At 60.3% G+C, this 16,774-nt stretch carries 15 protein-coding genes and 1 tRNA gene; 4 read left to right on the top strand and 12 right to left on the bottom strand.

Annotated features, from left to right (window positions below; all coding sequences use genetic code 11):
* Positions 1–53 precede the first annotated feature (53 nt).
* Both ACR0KX_RS07800 and guaB read right to left on the bottom strand, forming a co-directional pair.
* Entirely contained in the window at positions 54–1,211 is a 1,158-nt protein-coding gene (locus ACR0KX_RS07800) for an RsmB/NOP family class I SAM-dependent RNA methyltransferase (RefSeq protein ID WP_170621828.1), read from the bottom strand.
* An 82-nt stretch (positions 1,212–1,293) separates the two neighbouring features.
* Positions 1,294–2,742, bottom strand: coding sequence for an IMP dehydrogenase (gene guaB / locus ACR0KX_RS07805; RefSeq protein ID WP_170450584.1), 1,449 nt, complete (start codon positions 2,740–2,742; stop codon positions 1,294–1,296).
* Positions 2,743–2,957: 215 nt separating this feature from the next.
* On the opposite strand from guaB, the gene ACR0KX_RS07810 reads away from it, so the two are divergent.
* A complete protein-coding gene (locus tag ACR0KX_RS07810) occupies positions 2,958–5,006 on the top strand; it encodes an ASKHA domain-containing protein (protein WP_170621829.1) in 2,049 nt (682 codons plus the stop codon).
* 103 nt (positions 5,007–5,109) lie between these two features.
* Here the strand turns inward: ACR0KX_RS07810 and ACR0KX_RS07815 are convergent.
* The 3 genes from ACR0KX_RS07815 to ACR0KX_RS07825 all read right to left on the bottom strand — a co-directional run bounded on the left by ACR0KX_RS07815 (position 5,110) and on the right by ACR0KX_RS07825 (position 6,591).
* Positions 5,110–5,183: transfer RNA gene (locus ACR0KX_RS07815), tRNA-Gly, on the bottom strand.
* 70 nt (positions 5,184–5,253) lie between these two features.
* The gene (locus ACR0KX_RS07820) at positions 5,254–6,081 is read right to left on the bottom strand and encodes a polyphosphate kinase 2 family protein (RefSeq protein ID WP_480581089.1); all 828 of its coding nucleotides are present in this window, start codon (positions 6,079–6,081) and stop codon (positions 5,254–5,256) included.
* A 132-nt stretch (positions 6,082–6,213) separates the two neighbouring features.
* Complete coding sequence (locus ACR0KX_RS07825) at positions 6,214–6,591, bottom strand: VOC family protein (RefSeq protein WP_170621831.1); 378 nt, start codon at positions 6,589–6,591, stop codon at positions 6,214–6,216.
* A 94-nt stretch (positions 6,592–6,685) separates the two neighbouring features.
* Between ACR0KX_RS07825 and ACR0KX_RS07830 the strand changes: the two genes are divergently transcribed.
* Positions 6,686–7,168, top strand: a complete 483-nt coding sequence (locus tag ACR0KX_RS07830) for a winged helix-turn-helix transcriptional regulator (RefSeq protein WP_480708215.1) — start codon at positions 6,686–6,688, stop codon at positions 7,166–7,168.
* A gap of 49 nt (positions 7,169–7,217) precedes the next feature.
* Here the strand turns inward: ACR0KX_RS07830 and ACR0KX_RS07835 are convergent, their stop codons facing one another.
* From ACR0KX_RS07835 to ACR0KX_RS07850, 4 genes are all read right to left on the bottom strand, one after another.
* Complete coding sequence (locus ACR0KX_RS07835) at positions 7,218–8,279, bottom strand: methyltetrahydrofolate cobalamin methyltransferase (protein ID WP_170450574.1); 1,062 nt, start codon at positions 8,277–8,279, stop codon at positions 7,218–7,220.
* 9 nt (positions 8,280–8,288) lie between these two features.
* A complete protein-coding gene (locus tag ACR0KX_RS07840) occupies positions 8,289–9,215 on the bottom strand; it encodes a methylenetetrahydrofolate reductase (protein WP_170450572.1) in 927 nt (308 codons plus the stop codon).
* Positions 9,216–9,241: 26 nt separating this feature from the next.
* Entirely contained in the window at positions 9,242–9,538 is a 297-nt protein-coding gene (locus ACR0KX_RS07845) for a virulence factor (RefSeq protein WP_170373668.1), read from the bottom strand.
* 246 nt (positions 9,539–9,784) lie between these two features.
* Entirely contained in the window at positions 9,785–11,671 is a 1,887-nt protein-coding gene (locus tag ACR0KX_RS07850) for a PhoX family protein (protein ID WP_170621832.1), read from the bottom strand.
* Between the two features lie 181 nt (positions 11,672–11,852).
* Between ACR0KX_RS07850 and ACR0KX_RS07855 the strand changes: the two genes are divergently transcribed.
* Positions 11,853–12,965 (top strand): Ppx/GppA phosphatase family protein, encoded by a 1,113-nt coding sequence (locus ACR0KX_RS07855; RefSeq protein WP_170518736.1) that lies wholly within the window; start codon positions 11,853–11,855, stop codon positions 12,963–12,965.
* Positions 12,965–13,681: an RlmE family RNA methyltransferase gene (locus ACR0KX_RS07860; protein WP_170450566.1), complete on the top strand. Its 717-nt coding sequence runs from the start codon at positions 12,965–12,967 to the stop codon at positions 13,679–13,681. The genes ACR0KX_RS07855 and ACR0KX_RS07860 overlap by 1 nt, the downstream gene beginning before the upstream one ends.
* A gap of 2 nt (positions 13,682–13,683) precedes the next feature.
* On the opposite strand, the gene ACR0KX_RS07865 is transcribed toward ACR0KX_RS07860, so the two are convergent.
* From ACR0KX_RS07865 to ACR0KX_RS07875, 3 genes are all read right to left on the bottom strand, one after another.
* On the bottom strand, positions 13,684–13,872 hold the full coding sequence (locus tag ACR0KX_RS07865) for a hypothetical protein (protein WP_170621833.1): 189 nt from the start codon (positions 13,870–13,872) through the stop codon (positions 13,684–13,686).
* 102 nt (positions 13,873–13,974) lie between these two features.
* Positions 13,975–15,876 (bottom strand): cytochrome c3 family protein, encoded by a 1,902-nt coding sequence (locus ACR0KX_RS07870; RefSeq protein WP_480708217.1) that lies wholly within the window; start codon positions 15,874–15,876, stop codon positions 13,975–13,977.
* Positions 15,873–16,733, bottom strand: coding sequence for a YihY/virulence factor BrkB family protein (locus ACR0KX_RS07875; protein WP_170518742.1), 861 nt, complete (start codon positions 16,731–16,733; stop codon positions 15,873–15,875). Before ACR0KX_RS07875 ends, ACR0KX_RS07870 begins: the two co-directional genes overlap by 4 nt.
* Positions 16,734–16,774 lie beyond the last annotated feature (41 nt).

A 16,774-nucleotide genomic window follows, 5' to 3' on the forward strand; every position in this document is an offset into this window, starting at 1 on the left:
TTAACGAAAATCGAACAACGGGCTTCTACCCAAGGTTGCTATTCGGTGACGCGCTACCGCGTCAAGTGTGCCGTAAAGAATCCGTCCGTTCCGTGCGCCACTCGCCACGATTTGCGTAGCTGTTCACGCCATTCCGGGTTTGCATTCAGGAACGCGTCAACAACGTCTGCGTTCTCGCTATCCAACATCGAACAGGTCGCGTAAGCCAGTACGCCACCGTCCCGGACCAAAGGCGCAATCGTGACCAGAATATCCGCCTGAATGCGGGTCAGTTCTTGCAATCGCGTCTCGGTGAGCGCCCATTTGCCCGCAGGCGCGCGCCGCCATGAGCCACTGCCTGAACACGGCGCGTCGGCCAGAACGATGTCAAACGGCTGGTGTCGGGCCAACTCGTCTGACGTTACCAACGTCACCTTGGCACCGGCGCGTTCGGCCCGGTTGGGCAGGTCCCGCATCCGCGCGGCATTCACGTCATGCGCAAAGACCTCGACCCCTTGATGCGCGGCCAAGGCCAAAGCCTTCCCGCCACCGCCAGTGCAATAATCCAGAACCCGCTGGCCCGACCGCATGTCCAGCGCCGCGACGACCGCCTGGCTCGCGGCGTCCTGCAGCTCGACCAGACCGTCGAGATAGGCCCGGCTCTGCGCAATCTTGCGCGCGCCTTCGGTTACCTCCAAAGCCGTTGGGCAGATCCCCAGCGGGTGAGCGGTTATGCCGTCGGCCTTCAGGCGTTCCGTGGCAAGGGGCAAGTCGGCCTTCAGAAGGTTTACCCGCAGATGCACCGGAGCCCGGTTTTGCAAAGCCTCAGCCGCCGCTATGGCGTCATCTCCAAGCGAAGCCGAGAACCGAGGCCAGAGCCACTCTGGGATGTCAAAACGTTCCGCATCCGTCGTGACCGCGCGCGCAGTCTCGGAGGATTGAACAGGTGCAGGGGCATGTCGATCGCCAGTGAACAGGGTGTCCACATCGCCATCTTTTGCACGGATTGCCCCGATCATAAGCCCGCGCCCGGTGCATGCGCCGCCAAGCGCGGCAAAGGACCGCTTGCAGCGCAGGGCATCAAATACATGATCCCGAACCGCCGCGCGATCTTTTGACCCGGCAAACCGGCTGCGCCGGGCCCAGCCGGTCAAGGCCTTTTCAACCGGCGCGCCATCCAAAATCTGATCCAGAATTTCAATCGAGGCCTGAATGCGGGCTGCAGGTGTCATTGCCTATTCCGTTTCCTGTTACGCGCGGCGCAAATGCAAAACGGCACCCGCTAAAGGGTGCCGTCTGCATCCAAATACCGGATCACATCACCCTGTAGTTGGGGCTTTCACGCGTGATCTGAACGTCATGCACATGGCTTTCCTTCAAACCGGCCCCGGTGATCTTAACGAAATTGCAGTTCTTGCGCATCTCTTCGACCGTGCCACAGCCGGTATAGCCCATGGCCGCCCGCAGACCACCGACCAATTGGTGAACAACCGCGCTGGCCGAGCCTTTGTAGGGCACCTGCCCCTCGATCCCTTCAGGCACCAGCTTGTCATTGGCGGCGTCCTTCTGGAAATACCGGTCCGCAGACCCACGCGCCATCGCGCCCAGGCTGCCCATGCCACGATAGGATTTGAACGAACGGCCCTGATACAAGATCACCTCGCCCGGGCTTTCGTCTGTCCCTGCGATCATCGAACCAACCATGGCGCAGGACGCACCCGCCGCAATCGCCTTGGCAAAATCGCCCGAGAACTTGATGCCGCCATCGGCAATCACCGGAACGTCCCCGGCGGCAGCCGCACAATCCATGATCGCGGTCAGCTGAGGCACGCCAACACCAGCCACCATCCGGGTGGTACAGATCGATCCCGGCCCAATGCCAACCTTGATCGCATCCGCCCCCGCATCGATCAGCGCCTTGGTCGCATCCGCCGTGGCCACGTTGCCTGCGATGATCTGAACCTCATTCGACAGGGTCTTGGCCCGTTTCACCGCATCCAAAACGCCTTGCGAATGGCCATGGGCGGTGTCGACAACAATGATGTCCACACCCGAATCGACCAGCAACTCGGACCGTTCAAATCCGGCATCGCCAACCGAGGTTGCTGCCGCGACGCGCAGACGTCCAAGGGTGTCTTTACAGGCAGTTGGGTTCAGGACCGCCTGTTCGGTGTCTTTCAGCGTCAACAGTCCGGTCAGCTTGCCTTCACCATCGACAACCAGAAGTTTCTCGATCCGGCGAGCGCGCATCAGGCTTTTGGCCTCTTCCAGATCCGCAGGCTCTTGCAGCATCGCCAGATTGTCCGAGGTCATCATCGCGTGGATCGGCGTGTCGTCCGAGGTCGCAAAGCGCATATCGCGGTTTGTCACGATGCCAACAACACGGCCCTGATCGTCCACCACAGGAAAACCGGTGAAATTATACCGCTGCACCAGCGCCTGCGCGTCAGCCAGCGTCTGATCCGCGCGCAGCGTGACCGGGTTGTAGACGATCCCCGATTCGAACCGCTTGACCCGGCGCACTTCGCGGGCCTGTTCCTCGACCGAGAGGTTCTTGTGGATCACCCCGATGCCACCCGCCTGCGCCATCGCAATCGCCATGCGCGCCTCGGTCACCGTGTCCATGGCCGAGCTGAGCAGCGGGATGTTCATGGTGATCTGCCGCGTCACACGCGTGCTGGTATCCGCCGTTGCAGGCAAGACCGAGGATGCCCCCGGCACCAAGAGAACGTCATCAAAGGTAAGCGCCTCACGAATCTGCATCTGTTCACCCCATGCAAAAGCCCGTTTGGCGGTGACCCTATTGCATGGATCAACCCTAAGGAAAAGCCCCTGACCCCAAGTTGTTGCCAAATGTCGGGGAATGCCGCGCCCAAAACGACGCTGGTTGATCAAAACCTGCCGCTGAATGGCCTTTCCCTTTGCGCATAAACTCATATCTTGCGCCGCATACGCGCGAATACAAAGGCAGGCCATTCATGACCACCGACCCTCTTGTCGTCTTCACCCCATCCGGCAAACGCGGGCACTTTCCCGTCGGCACCCCGATTCTGACCGCAGCGCGCCAGTTGGGCGTCGATCTGGATTCGGTCTGCGGCGGGCGCGGTATCTGTTCGAAATGCCAGATCACGCCAAGCTATGGCGAGTTTCCCAAGCATGGCGTCACCGTATCCGAAGACGCGCTAAGCGAATGGAACGCGGTTGAGCAGCGCTACGACGACAAGCGCGGCTTGAAACCCGGTCGGCGTCTGGGCTGTCAGGCATCTGTTCAGGGCGATGTGGTGATCGACGTCCCGCCCGAAAGCCAGGTACACCGCCAGGTCGTCCGCAAGGCCGCCGCCGCGCGCGCCATCACCATGGACCCGGCGACGCGCCTGTATTTTGTGGTGGTCGAAGAGCCCGACATGCATTCCCCCACCGGCGATCTGGAGCGCTTGGAACGCGCCCTGCGCCAGCAGTGGAACATCGACGCCGTGACCGCCGATCTGTCGCTGATGTCCAAGCTGCAACCGGTTCTACGCAAAGGGAAATGGGAGGTCACGGTCGCCGTCCACAAAGGCCACAAGGACACGGTGGGCCGTATCGTCGAGATCTGGCCCGGCCTGCATGAACACGGCCTCTATGGTCTGGCCATCGACCTCGGCTCGACCACAATCGCCGCGCATCTGACCGATCTGGAAACCGGCGAGGTCAAGGCGTCCTCGGGCCTGATGAACCCGCAAATCCGGTTCGGCGAAGACCTGATGAGCCGTGTGTCCTACGCCATGATGAATCCCGGCGGCGATGCCGAGATGACCAGGGCCGTACGCGAGGCGATCAACGACCTGACCACCTCGATCGCCGAGGAGGCCGGGATTGACGCCGCGCTGATTGTCGAGACGGTGTTTGTCTGCAACCCGGTCATGCACCACCTGCTGCTGGGCCTCGATCCGGTCGAGCTGGGACAGGCCCCCTTTGCGCTGGCGACGTCGGAATCCATGTCCCTGCCCGCGCGAGAGATGGACCTCACCGCGATGAACCCGCGCGCGCAGGTCTACATCCTGCCCTGCATCGCGGGCCATGTGGGCGCGGACTGCGCCGCCGTGGCCCTGTCGGAAGAGCCGGGCAAATCCGAGGATCTGGTGCTGATCGTCGACGTGGGCACCAATGCCGAGATTCTGCTGGGCAACACCAGCCGCGTTTTGGCCTGTTCCTCGCCCACCGGGCCTGCGTTCGAGGGCGCTCAGATCAGTTCCGGCCAGCGCGCCGCACCCGGTGCCATCGAACGGATCGAGATTGATCCTGTCACAAAAGAACCCCGGTTCCGCATCATCGGGTCGGACAAGTGGTCCGACGAGGACGGCTTTGACAAGGACATCGGCACCACCGGCATCACCGGCATCTGCGGGTCCGGCATCATCGAAGCCGTTGCCGAGATGCGCATTGCAGGGCTGCTGGACGAAAGCGGCCTGATCGGGTCGGCCGAGCAGACCGGCACCCCCCGCTGCGTGCCCGAAGGCCGCACCCACGCTTACCTTATCCACGACGCCAGCGCCGAGGGCGGCCCGCGCATCACCGTCACCCAAGGCGACATTCGCGCCATCCAGCTTGCCAAATCCGCGCTCTATGCCGGTGCACGTTTGCTGATGGACGAGATGGAGGTCGACCGCGTGGATCGCGTCGTTCTGGCGGGCGCGTTTGGCGCCCATATCTCGACCAAACACGCAATGGTTCTGGGTATGATCCCGGACGCGCCGCTGGACAAGGTCACAAGCGCGGGCAACGCGGCTGGCACCGGTGCGCGGATTGCGCTCTGCAACATCGGATCGCGCGCCGAGATCGAACGGGTCGTGCGCGAGATCACCAAGATCGAAACCGCCATCGAGCCGAAGTTTCAGGACCATTTCGTCGCCGCCAACGCCATCCCGCACAAAATAGACCCGTTCCCGGAACTCGGTCAGGTCGTCACCCTGCCCGCGCCCAGCTTTAACACGGGCGGCGCAGACGCCGATACAGGCGGTGGCCGCCGTCGCCGACGCCGGGGGTAAACCCAAAAAGACCACGGTCGCGATCTGCTTCGAATTTAAGGTCGCGACTCCGCGCGCAAGTGTACCAGCGAACGGCAGTATTTTGGTCCGATGGGGAAAACTCTGGAGCGGGTAGCGGGAATCGAACCCGCGCGTTCAGCTTGGGAAGCTGACAGGCTACCATTACATCATACCCGCCGCGTGGAAGTGGATAGCACCACCGGGAACCGGGGTTCAAGCGGGATTGTCACCCGGCTCGGCTCAAAACTCACTCGGTCCGCGCGCGCAGGCTTTCGATCAGCGTCTCATCGACATCAAGCGCCTCGCACGCGGCATCCAGGGTTTCGCTGTCCAGATGGCGTGGGTTCAGGTCAACATCCTTCGAAAACGCATCAACAATAACCTGCATCGCTTTGATACGTGCATATTTTTTGTTGTTTGCCGGTATCACGTGCCAGGGCGCGTTCTGGGTCGAGGTGCGGGCCAGCATCTCGTCCACTGCCACCTCTGTCTCGGCCCATTTTTCGCGGTTTCGGAAATCTTCGTAGGTCAGTTTCCAACGTTTCAGCGGATTTGTGAGCCGTTCGGTGAATCGCTCCATCTGCTCATCCTGCGAGATGTGGAAGAACAGCTTGATGATCCGTGTGCCGTCGTCAGTCAGCATCCGTTCAAAGGCGTTGATCTCGTCATAAGCCGCGCGCCAGCGATGTTCCGGCGTCAATTTTTCGATCCGTTCGACCAGAACGCGCCCGTACCAACTGCGATCAAAGGCCGAGATTGCGCCCGAGGGCGGCAGACGCTCCCAGAATCGCAACAGGTAGTGGCGGTTCAGATAGTAATTGCGCGGCGCGCCGATGGGCCAGACCTTGAAGCTGCGCGGATCCAGCGCTTGGCTGATCCGGCGGATCGTGCCGCCCTTACCCGCCGCGTCCCAGCCTTCAAAGACGATCACGCCTTTCAGGCCATGAAACAGAAACGCCTGCTGAACGATAGCCAGCTTGGCCTGCAGATCGATCAACTGGTCGAAATAGTCCTTCTTTCCCAACTTGCTGGTCAGATCCGCGTCCGAGAGTTTCGGGGGGTGATGTTTGGACATAGTGACCACCTTTTTACGAGCCGACGCCGTCGTCACTGTTCCCGGAACAGGTCCATATTGCAAGGAAATGCGCGGCTGTTAGGTGTGGTGGTCACTCAGAGGGTATTCCCGACTTACCTCTGAAACACGTGCTTATCCGGCTGTGGTCAAATCCTGCGCCAACATCAGGGCATTGTTGTCCGGGTCGTAGAATGTTGCGGTGCTGACCATGCCTTCAATGGTTTCGGTTTCGCCATCGAACCGCACTCCGGCCTCTTCCAGCGCAGTTCGGGCCGCTGCAATGTCGGCCACGCCGAATACCGGCACGGTGTTGCCCGGCGCTGGTTCTGCCTGCTCACCCAATCCAAGGGTCACGCCTTGGGTCTTGGTTTGCATTTCGCTCCACCCGGCTTCGTCAATGTGGTGGATCAATTCGAAGCCAAGTTTATCGCCATACCATTCCGCGCTTGCATGACGATCACGAACCGAGATTGCGAGCGTAATCGTGTTGTCCAGAGAAATCAGGGCCATTGCGCTTTCCTTATGTCTGAAATTATATTAACTATACTTTATGGACATAGCGACACTTGTCAAGCTGACCTCAAGGGCGTGGTCGTTGAATATTATGGCTGCGCTGCATTCTGGGGTTCCGGGCCGTCAGGCCCCATTGCTTGCCGCGACCAGTGCAAGCCGGACATCCTTTGCCGCCAGTCTGGATCATCTTGTTCAATTGGGACTGTTGGAAAGAAACCCAGGTCACGGTCATCCCCTGCGACCCGAGTTCAGATTGACCGCAGAGGGCGTGAAGGCCGCTGAAATCGCAAGCAGAATTGTGGCAACCGTTCCTGATGAAAGCGAATTCACCTTGCTAAGGCGCAGTTGGTCAGTTCCGATACTGGCCTTGACGGAAACCCCGCAGCGCTTTTCGACCATGAAAACAACGCTGGCCTCGATCACCGATCGCGCCTTGTCATCCGCGCTGCATCAATTGGAAGAGCGTGAGTGGATCCAGCGGGATATCGATCTATCCGCGCGGCCACTCTTCCCCACCTATTGCGCAGTGAACACCGGGGTTGAAATCAACCGGGCCATCGGGCTTCGGCATTGACGAAGGCCGGGCAAATGCCCGGCCTCTGAATTTTGCGATAGCCTTTGGATCAGGCGCGGCGGCGGCGGCCACCTCCACGGCGTCCGCGGCCTTCGCCCTCGGCGCCGGGCGCTTCGGGCGCTTTGTTGAAACGGATCCACTCGCCGCCATGCGGGTCGTTGTTGGTCAGCAGGTTGGCGGCGCGGATGGCTTCCATTTCCTTACCGGCGCGCGGCAGGGTGGAACCCAGACCGAACATCTGCACGAAGGTCTCATCATCCATGCCTTCGGGCAGGATGATACCAGCGGCAGCGACTGCCTCTTTCTTCTCAGCGATCTTTTTCTGCGTCACCGGCAATGCAACCGGGTTCATGATCGCCGAGGTCATGCCAGCACCCATTGCCATCGGCAGGAAGGCGTTGTTGATACCGTGACGGTTCGGCAGACCGAATGAGATGTTGGACGCACCACAAGTGGTGTTCACACCCAGTTCCTCACGCAGACGACGGACCAGAGCGAACACCTGCTGACCAGCTGTTGCCATTGCGCCGATTGGCATGACCAGCGGGTCAACCACGATGTCATGCGCGGGAATGCCGAAATCGGCTGCACGCTCAACGATCTTTTTGGCGACGTCAAAGCGCACATCAGGGTCTTCCGAGATGCCAGTATCGTCGTTCGAAATCGCCACAACCGGCACGTTGTACTTTTTGACCAGCGGCAGAACCAGTTCCAGACGCTCTTCTTCGCCGGTGACCGAGTTCAGCAGCGGACGGCCCTCAGCCGCCTCAAGACCGGCTTCCAAAGCGCCCGGAACCGACGAGTCGATGCACAGCGGCACATCGACCAGCCCCTGCACCAGTTCGACGATCTTGCGCATCAGTGGCGGTTCGGTCTCGTTCGGGTTGGGGTTCGAGTTGTAGACAACGCCCGCGTTGATATCCAACACGGTCGCGCCAGCAGCGACTTGCGCCAGCGCGTCTTTCTCAACGGTCGAGAAATCGCCCGCTTCCAGTTCGGCCGCCAGTTTCTTGCGGCCTGTGGGGTTGATCCGCTCGCCAATCACGCAGAACGGTTCGTCAAAGCCCAGAACGGCAGTTTTTGTTTTTGATTCTACGACTGTACGGGTCATATCCGTTCCTTAGGAGTTTGCAGGCTTTGCCGAAGCGCCGCCGTTATTGATCGCCCAGTTGGCGTTGGTCTTGATCCCGCCCAGCGGGAAGAAGTGGACGTTGGTGATGTTGAAATCCGGGTTGGCCGCTTTGTGGTTGGCCAGTTCGGTGATCACATCGGTCGGTTCATAAGGCAGCAGCAGCTTGGACACGTCCATGGCGCGTTTCTGCAGAACCTTCAGCGAAGGGCCAACACCGCAAGCGATGGCAAACTTGATCAGCGTCTGCAGCTTGGCCGGACCGGCGATACCGATATGGACCGGGATGTCGATCCCCGCCTCTTTCAGGCTGTCGGCCCATGCGATGATAGGCTTGGCATCAAACGCGAATTGTGTGGCCAGGGCCATTTCGGCGTCGGTGGTTTCGCTGAACTTCTGTTTCCAGCGCAGCGCGTCGTCGACGTTTTTGGTCGAGCCGTCCGGGTCGATGTCCTTGTTGCCCTCGGGGTGGCCGGCAACATGCAGGCGCTTGAAACCCGCCTTGTCGAACAGACCGGATTCCAGCAACTGCATCGAGCTGTCAAAATCACCATGCGGATTGGCAACGCCACCTGCCAGCAGCAGCGCTTGCTCGACGCCCGCTTCGCCCTGATACATGGAGATCCAGTTCTCCAGCGTCGCCGCGTCCTTGATGATACGCGCCGGGAAGTGCGGCATGACCGGATAGCCCTCGGCTGCGATACGCTTGGCGGTCTTGACCATGTCTTCGATGGGCGTGCCCTCGATATGGGCGATGTAGACGCGGGTGCCTTCTGGCAGCAGCGCGCGGAAATCTTCGACCTTTTCGGCGGTGCGGGGCATCACCTCGATCGAATAGCCTTGCAAGAAGGCTTCGACGGTCGGATTCACCGGCCCGTTTTCGACCGCATCACGTTTCTTGAAGTTCAGCAAAGCCATTGCGGCCTCCCATAGCTGTCTCGGGCTCATGCCCAACCGTCATTGGCGATCAGCGCTTTGATGCGGTCCTGATCGTATTCCGTTTCCAGACGCACGGCCTGCGCCTCGGCAATCTCGGACGGGTCGCCCTCAACCGCGAAAGGCTCGGCCTTGCGCCATTCGGCCAGATAGGCATCACTGTCCTTGGCGTTCACCTTCATGGCAGCCCGGTCGATGGCTTGCTCGAACCGTTCTTCCAACTGCCGCTTGGCCCCACGACGGCCCTTGCCGACGATGACCTGAGCGGGAATGTCGCGCCAGTAAACGATGGTGACGTCAGGCATTGCTGTGATTCCTCCTAACCCGATGGGGCGGTTCTAAACTTCAATCTGGGCTCGGGTCAGTCGATTTTCGACACCCAACGCTTTCCAAACGACGTTTTTGCCCAGGGTGGTGTACCGGGCTTTTACACAGTGCCCCTGCAATTGCGCATATCATAATCCTCAATTCACTATGAAACCGCTTCATAAAACCAAAAAGCCCCGGACGGGAAACCGCGTCCGGGGCATGTTTTTAAGGGTCCAGAGGGGTTAACCCACCAGCCCGCCATCTTCGCGAGTCACCGCGATGATCGCCGAACGCGGCACTGCATCGCCCCCTTCCGGCCAGTGGCTGTTGCCGTCCTCGCCCGGGTGCTGGATGCCCACGAACATGGTGCGACGATCCGGAGACCAGCTGAGGCCGGTGATTTCGCATTCGTTCGGACCAACCAGGAAGCGACGGATTTCACCGGTGACCGGGTCACCTGCCAGCATCTGGTTGTTGCCCTGCCCTTCGAAATCGCCTTCGTTGCCATAGTTGCCGTCGGTTTGGATCCACAGCAGGCCGTTGCTGTCGAATTTCAGACCATCGGGCGAGTTAAACATATTGTCGGCGTTGACGTTGTCCGAGCCACCATAGGCATCCTGATGCACATTGGGGTTACCCGCCAGAACATATAGATCCCAAGCAAAGCCCGAGGCAGTGTGATCGCCACCGTCCGGGCGCCACCGCACGATCTGGCCGTAGTTGTTGGCCTCGCGCGGGTTGGGACCGTTGACCGAGGTGTCGTCACCCCCGGCATTCGGTTTGACGCCCCGGTTCTTGTTGTTAGTCAGACAGCAATACACCTCGGCCACGTTCGGGTTGGCAGCAACCCATTCCGGGCGGTCCATGGTGGTCGCGCCAACGGCGGAGCCTGCCTGACGGGTGTGGATGCTGATCTCGGCTTGCGAGGCCAGACCCGTTGTCTCGGGCGTCAGATCCAGCCACTCACCGGTGCCGTCGTCATTGAACTTGGCGACCGACAGGGTGCCGTTTTCCAGCAGGGCGTTGGTGTCCACGCCAGCGGCATAGACGCCGTCCGAGACAAAGCGATACAGGAACTCGCCGCGTTCATCATCGCCCATGTACACGACAACACGACCGTCATTGTTAACGACCGCTTCGGCGTTTTCATGCTTGAACCGACCCAAAGCGGTCAGTTTGCGCGGGGTCGAGTTCGGATCGGTCGGGTCGATCTCAACCACATAACCGGCGCGGTTCGGCTCGTTGGGGTTTTTCGACACATCAAAACGGTCGTCGATCTTGGCCCAGCCATAACCCCAGTCACTGGCCGAGACTCCATAGCGCTTGAGTTCGGCGCTGACCTCGTGGTTTTCGTCTTCTGCCGAGAAGTAGCCGTTGAAGTTCTCTTCGCAGGCCAGGTACGTGCCCCACGGGGTCATACCGTTGCCGCAGTTGTTCCAGGTGCCTTTCGAAGTGGTCCCGGTTGGATCAGCAGCGGTTTTCATCAAATCATGAGCAGCGGCAGGGCCGGTGATCGTCATATCAGTCTGCGGCGTGATGCGGCGGTTATACGGGCTGTCCTTGACGATGCCCCATGTACCGTCGGTGTTGGCGATCTCAACCACGGTCACACCATGGGCCATCATGCCCTTGGCGACGTCGTCGTCCGAGGCTGCTTTGGCATCGGGGTTGTTGCCCCACAGAATGTCGCGGTTGGTGTATTCGTTGTTCACCACCAGCAACACGTGCCCGTCGTGATAGAACACGTCCTGACCATCGGTATTGTCGCCAAAGGCGCGCTCCTGACTGGCAGCCGTCCCACGGGTCGCGTGATCAAACTCGGGCGCATCAGACCACAGCGGGTCACCCCAACGCACCATGACTTCGGCCTTGTAGCCTGGCGGTACAATGACATCGTCTGCGGTGGAAACAGGGATCGCCTCGAACGAGAACCGGTCCGCTGCAGCACGCGCGCCAGAAGGAATAAGCGCGCCGCCAACGGCGGTGAAGCTGCCCATGGCCAGAACGCCGCCCAGGAATCCGCGACGCGACAAGGCGCGTTCGACCACGCGATCAAATTCACATTCTTCGGGGCGTGGGTTTACGACCTCATCGTATTCATCAAAGGACAGGGTGCGTTCGTCTTTCATGGCAATCTCCGTATCTGGCTGAAAGCTGGTAGAGAATCCCGTATCGGGGATCCCGCGCGGGGATCGCATTCCAGTATGAACGCTGTGTGACACTCACGTTAAATTCAAAATTGAAATCACTTGCGCGTCGGCGATCCCCCGCCTAGGGTCAAATTAACTCGAAAATCGGAGGGCGTGACGAATGGCGCCCAAGCGTCCCAAAGGTGCGGGCGCGTTCCCGAAGGCGGTCGAAAGCCCCGCGCCGGCAAGACCCGATCCAGATGCGCTGTATGCCGCGCTGGATCTGGGGACAAATAGCTGCCGCATGTTGATAGCCCAACCCAAGGGTAGCGGGTTCCATGTGGTCGACAGTTTCTCCAAATCCGTGCAGTTGGGCGCGGGTCTGGAACGGACCGGGCGGCTGTCCCGGGCCTCGATGTCGCGCACCGTCCAGGCGCTGCGAATCTGTCAGCAAAAGCTGAAACGCAACAAGGTCAAACGCATGCGTTTGGTCGCGACCGAGGCATGCCGTCGGGCCAAAAACTCGCGCGATTTCATACGGCAGGTCAAACGCGAAACCGGCCTGACGCTTGAGATCATCCAGCCCGAGGAAGAGGCGCGTCTGGCCGTCATTTCCTGCGCGCCGCTGGTTTCGACCAAGACCGAGCAATTACTGGTCGTCGACATAGGCGGAGGCTCGACCGAGTTGGTGTGGATCGACATTTCCTCGGTTCCGCGCCGCGACCGTCCGGCGGCAATCATGCGCCTCCACAATGGGTTCCACACTGCCGACAGCCCGTTTCCCGCCGCCAAGGTGGTGGATTGGATCAGCGTTCCCTTGGGCGTCGCCACGCTGCGCGATCAGTTCAACGATGTCGAAGATGACTCGGCCCGTTTCGCCCTGATGAGTTGGTTTTTCGAAGAAAATCTGGCCGATTTTGCCCCCTACAAGGACGAACAGGCCCGCGCCGGGTTTCAGATCGTCGGCACCAGCGGCACTGTGACCACAGTTGCGGCGTCCCATCTGGGGCTGAAACGTTATGACCGGACCAAGGTGGACGGTCTGCGCATGACCAGCGATCAGATTGACAAAGTCATACGCGGGTATTTAGAACTCGGCCCTCACGGGCGCCGCCGCGACCCCCGGATCGGGGATGACCGGCAGGCCCTGATCATGTCCGGCTCGGCCATTTTGCAGGCGCTGCTTAGATGCTGGCCCACCGACCGCCTTTCCGTGGCGGACCGGGGGCTGCGCGAGGGTCTGCTTTATGCGCAGATGAGTGCGGACGGTGTATTGGAAGACGGACCGTTCTGATGGCGAAGACACCGAGTGGCAAAAACACCTCAGGCCGTGGGCAACGCGACCTGAAGGTCAAGGTGAAGACTGCGCGCGGGCGCAAGCTCAGCTCGACCCGCTGGCTCGAGCGGCAGTTGAATGACCCTTATGTGAAACGTGCGCAGGCCGAAGGCTATCGCGGGCGCGCGGCGTTCAAGATATTGGAACTGGACGAGAAATTCCGCTTTCTCGTGCCCGGCGCACGCGTGGTCGATCTGGGCTGCGCCCCGGGTGGCTGGCTGCAAGTGGCCGTCAAACGGGTGAACGCGCTGGGCGAGAAAAGTGGCAAGCGGATCGGAACGGTTCTGGGCGTCGACCTGCAAGAGGTTGAACCCGTGGCCGGAGCCACAGCGCATGTGCTGGATTTCATGGAAGATGATGCCGATCAAAAGGTCAAAGACTGGCTGGGTGGCAAAGCGGATGTGGTGATGTCGGACATGGCCGCAGCCTCTTCGGGGCATAAACAGACCGACCATTTGCGGATCATGGCACTGTGTGAAACCGCTGCCTACTTTGCGTTCGACGTGCTGGAAGAAGGCGGCACGTTTGTTGCCAAGGTTCTGGCCGGAGGGGCCGAGGGCGATTTGCAGAAACTGTTGAAGCAGAAATTCGACAAGGTTGCCAACGTCAAACCACCCGCATCGCGTTCAGACAGTTCCGAAAAATTCGTGGTGGCAACCGGGTTTCGCGGCTGAAGTTAATCTTCCAGCGAGATCTGGCCGGGCAAACGCTGCTCTCTCAGCGATGCGGTTGCGATGCCTTGCAGCATCAGGCCCTCTCCGTGGTTCAGATCAACCGGCTTTTGCTCGCGCAACTGCGCGATCCGCTGGTCAAGCGAGACCCACTTCCCCCGTGGAATGGTCAGTTTCTTTGAATGCTTCGACATATTGCCACCTTTGACTGCACCTTAGGCCGACACGCTCGACCTAAGGGTTAACGTCAGAATTTGCCGGGAAAATGGCGCGATACGGGCAGGCAGATGCCAATGTTATGGCCCGATTTGTCTGGACAATTCTTGCAGGTTTGGGTCATCCGGTATGCGCCCTAGGCCTTCTTTCACTACCTCACGTGCTGCATCCGCCCCCCGGTTGATCTGCGCCAGTTGCACAAGCATCGGCCAGGCCTCGGCCCGTTGCGGATCAAGCGTGACAACCTCGCGAAACGCCCGTTCGGCGGCAGGTGCATTGCGGAAGGTCAAGGCCATGCCGCCCAGCACCATATGGGTCTCGGGGAAATCCAGACGGTTGGCAATTGCGCCCTGCCATTCGGACATCGCCTGCCCGGCCAGGGCCTGCTGATCCGGTGTCAGGGCTTGGGGCGGAATGTTCAGAAACTCTTTCGCCGCCGATATACGCACATTGCGCAACGGATCAGATAAAAGCGGCTCAAGCCGCTGCACCTGATCGACGAGGGATGCCTGTCGCTGCAAGGCGACCGCATTGGCCCGTATTAGCGGGTCGGCATCCGCCAGCAGCGCAACTGTCGCCTCTGCCACGTCTGCAGAGCCAAACGGTTGCAAAAGATAAGCTGCCGTGGCCCGGACGATGCCCGGCTGTGCGGGGTCGAGAGCAATGGCCAGCAACCCTTCGGGGCTGTCTGCCTGCCCCGCCATCGCCGGGGCAAAGGCCGACCCGAAATGCGGGCCGCGATGCGATGAATTCGGAAACCATTCTTCAATCCGGGCGGTTGCCCATGGCTGATCCCTGTCCACATGGCAATCGGTGCAGGCGTCCTGTCCAAGCCCCAAATCCGGGCGCGGCACGCGGAAACTGTGATCGCGGCGACCATCGACGCCCATATAGACACGTTCGATCATATGACAGGTTTTGCATTGCGCACCCACGCTGTCCTTGGGGTGGTGGTGATGCGCAGGCGTGTCGTATTCCTTGCGCGCCAAAGTCGGAAAATCGGGGTTGCCCGCCGGGGAATGGCATTGCGTGCAAACGCCATTGCCATCGGCCCGCAACTCGGCGCTATGGGGTTCGTGGCAGTTCATACAGCCAACGCCCTGCGCGTACATCTTCGATTGCAGGAACGAGCCGTAGACATAAACCTCGTCCAGTATCTGCCCGTCCGGGTGATAGGTTCCGGGCCGCAACAGGGCCAGATTATAGGCATCGTGATAGGGCGTGCCGGGCAGAGGGTTGCCTTGCTCATGCGCCTCGCGCCGGGAATGGCACCCGGCGCATTGCTGGATTTCCGCCTCGGTCTGGCCCCTGCCCCATGACATCAGAAAGCCAGACTCGCTTAGACCTTCTGCAACCGATTTTCCGCCAACCCAGTCGATATGCGCCGAGCCCGGACCATGGCAGGCCTCGCACCCGACACCGATTTCGACCTGACGGGACTGATAGGTTCGGCTTTGCACGTCATAGTTCTTTTCGAATCCTGTGGCGTGGCATTCGGCGCAGCGTGCGTTCCAGTTCTTATACGGCCCGGTCCAATGCAGCCCGTCATCCGGCGGCAGGTCCTGATCGGGATAGAGGTGGAACCAACGCTTGTTTTCGGTGTCCCAGACCACATCAAAGCTTTGCAATCGTCCGGGTTCGGTTTCGAACAGATATTGCTGCAAAGGCTCGATCCCGACGACGGAATGCACGTCATAGCTGGTCGTTGCGCCATCTTTCTCGGTCACATCCGCATAAGGCGTCGCACCACGATAACCGAAGCGGACCGACATGCCGTCATGTTCGAACACCGTGCCGTCAAAATCCGCGACCAGCGCCCCGTCTTCAATCCCGGCCCAGGCCAATGCGTGATGGGATTGGGCCCAGGCGGCTGTTTCCTCGGTATGACAATCTGCGCATTGCTCGGATCCGACGTAAGATGGGGTCTGAGCGTAGGCGATCCCCGATATCAACACGGGAACCGCGAAGGTAAGCCACTTCATGCGCCCTCATCCTCGCTGCGCAGGTCCATCAGCGCGCCGTTATATTCCGCACCAAGGATCAGGATCGCCGCGCAAAGGTACAGGAAGATCAGCGCCGCCATGGCCCCGGCCAGACCGGCATAGGTGGCGCTGTAGCTGGCGAATTGGGCGATATAGATCGAAAAGGCCCAGCCGCCGCTTCCCAACAGCAGCAGGGTCAGCAACACACCTGGAAGGATCTGCATCACCCGGTGGCGCCGCGTCGGCAGAACAAGATGCGCCAACAGAATGGTCGCCACAGGCACGGCCACGGTAAAGGTCCAGCGTAGCCGGTCCACCGAAAGCCAGGTCGAGACATCCACGTCCGTATGCTTGGACACCAGCGTTGTGTAGACGGGCAGCACGACCTCGACCGCGGCGACGATCAGAATGGCGGCCCCGCCCAGAATGACCAGAACGATACACAGCAGCCGCGTCTTCCAGAAGGGCCAGCTGTCATGATCGTGATAGGCCTGATTCATCGCAGCCCGCACCGCCGCCACCCCGTTCGAAGCAAAATACACCGCCAGCAAACCGCCGATCGTGATCACGCCCGAGCTTGACCCCTGAAGAACCGCCCGCAGTTCGGACACAATCGGACCAGCCACATCCTGTGGCCATGCGCCGAAAATCAGGTCGATCAACTCGTCCGTCACATAGCCTTGCGACAACGTCCCTGCCAGCGCCACGGTGAACAGCACAAACGGAAACAACGCCATCATCATCGACATGGCGACATGGCTGCTCATGACAAAGCCGTTTTTCTCGCTGAACCGCCGAAACGCCAGAAACAGCGCTTTGATCAGACGGCCGGATAGAAGAATCGATGGTTGCGACATTCTGAAACCCTAGCCCGCCCGTCGCCCTGGTAGAACCCGGG

It is taken from the genome of Ruegeria sp. BG5, from assembly GCF_056538425.1.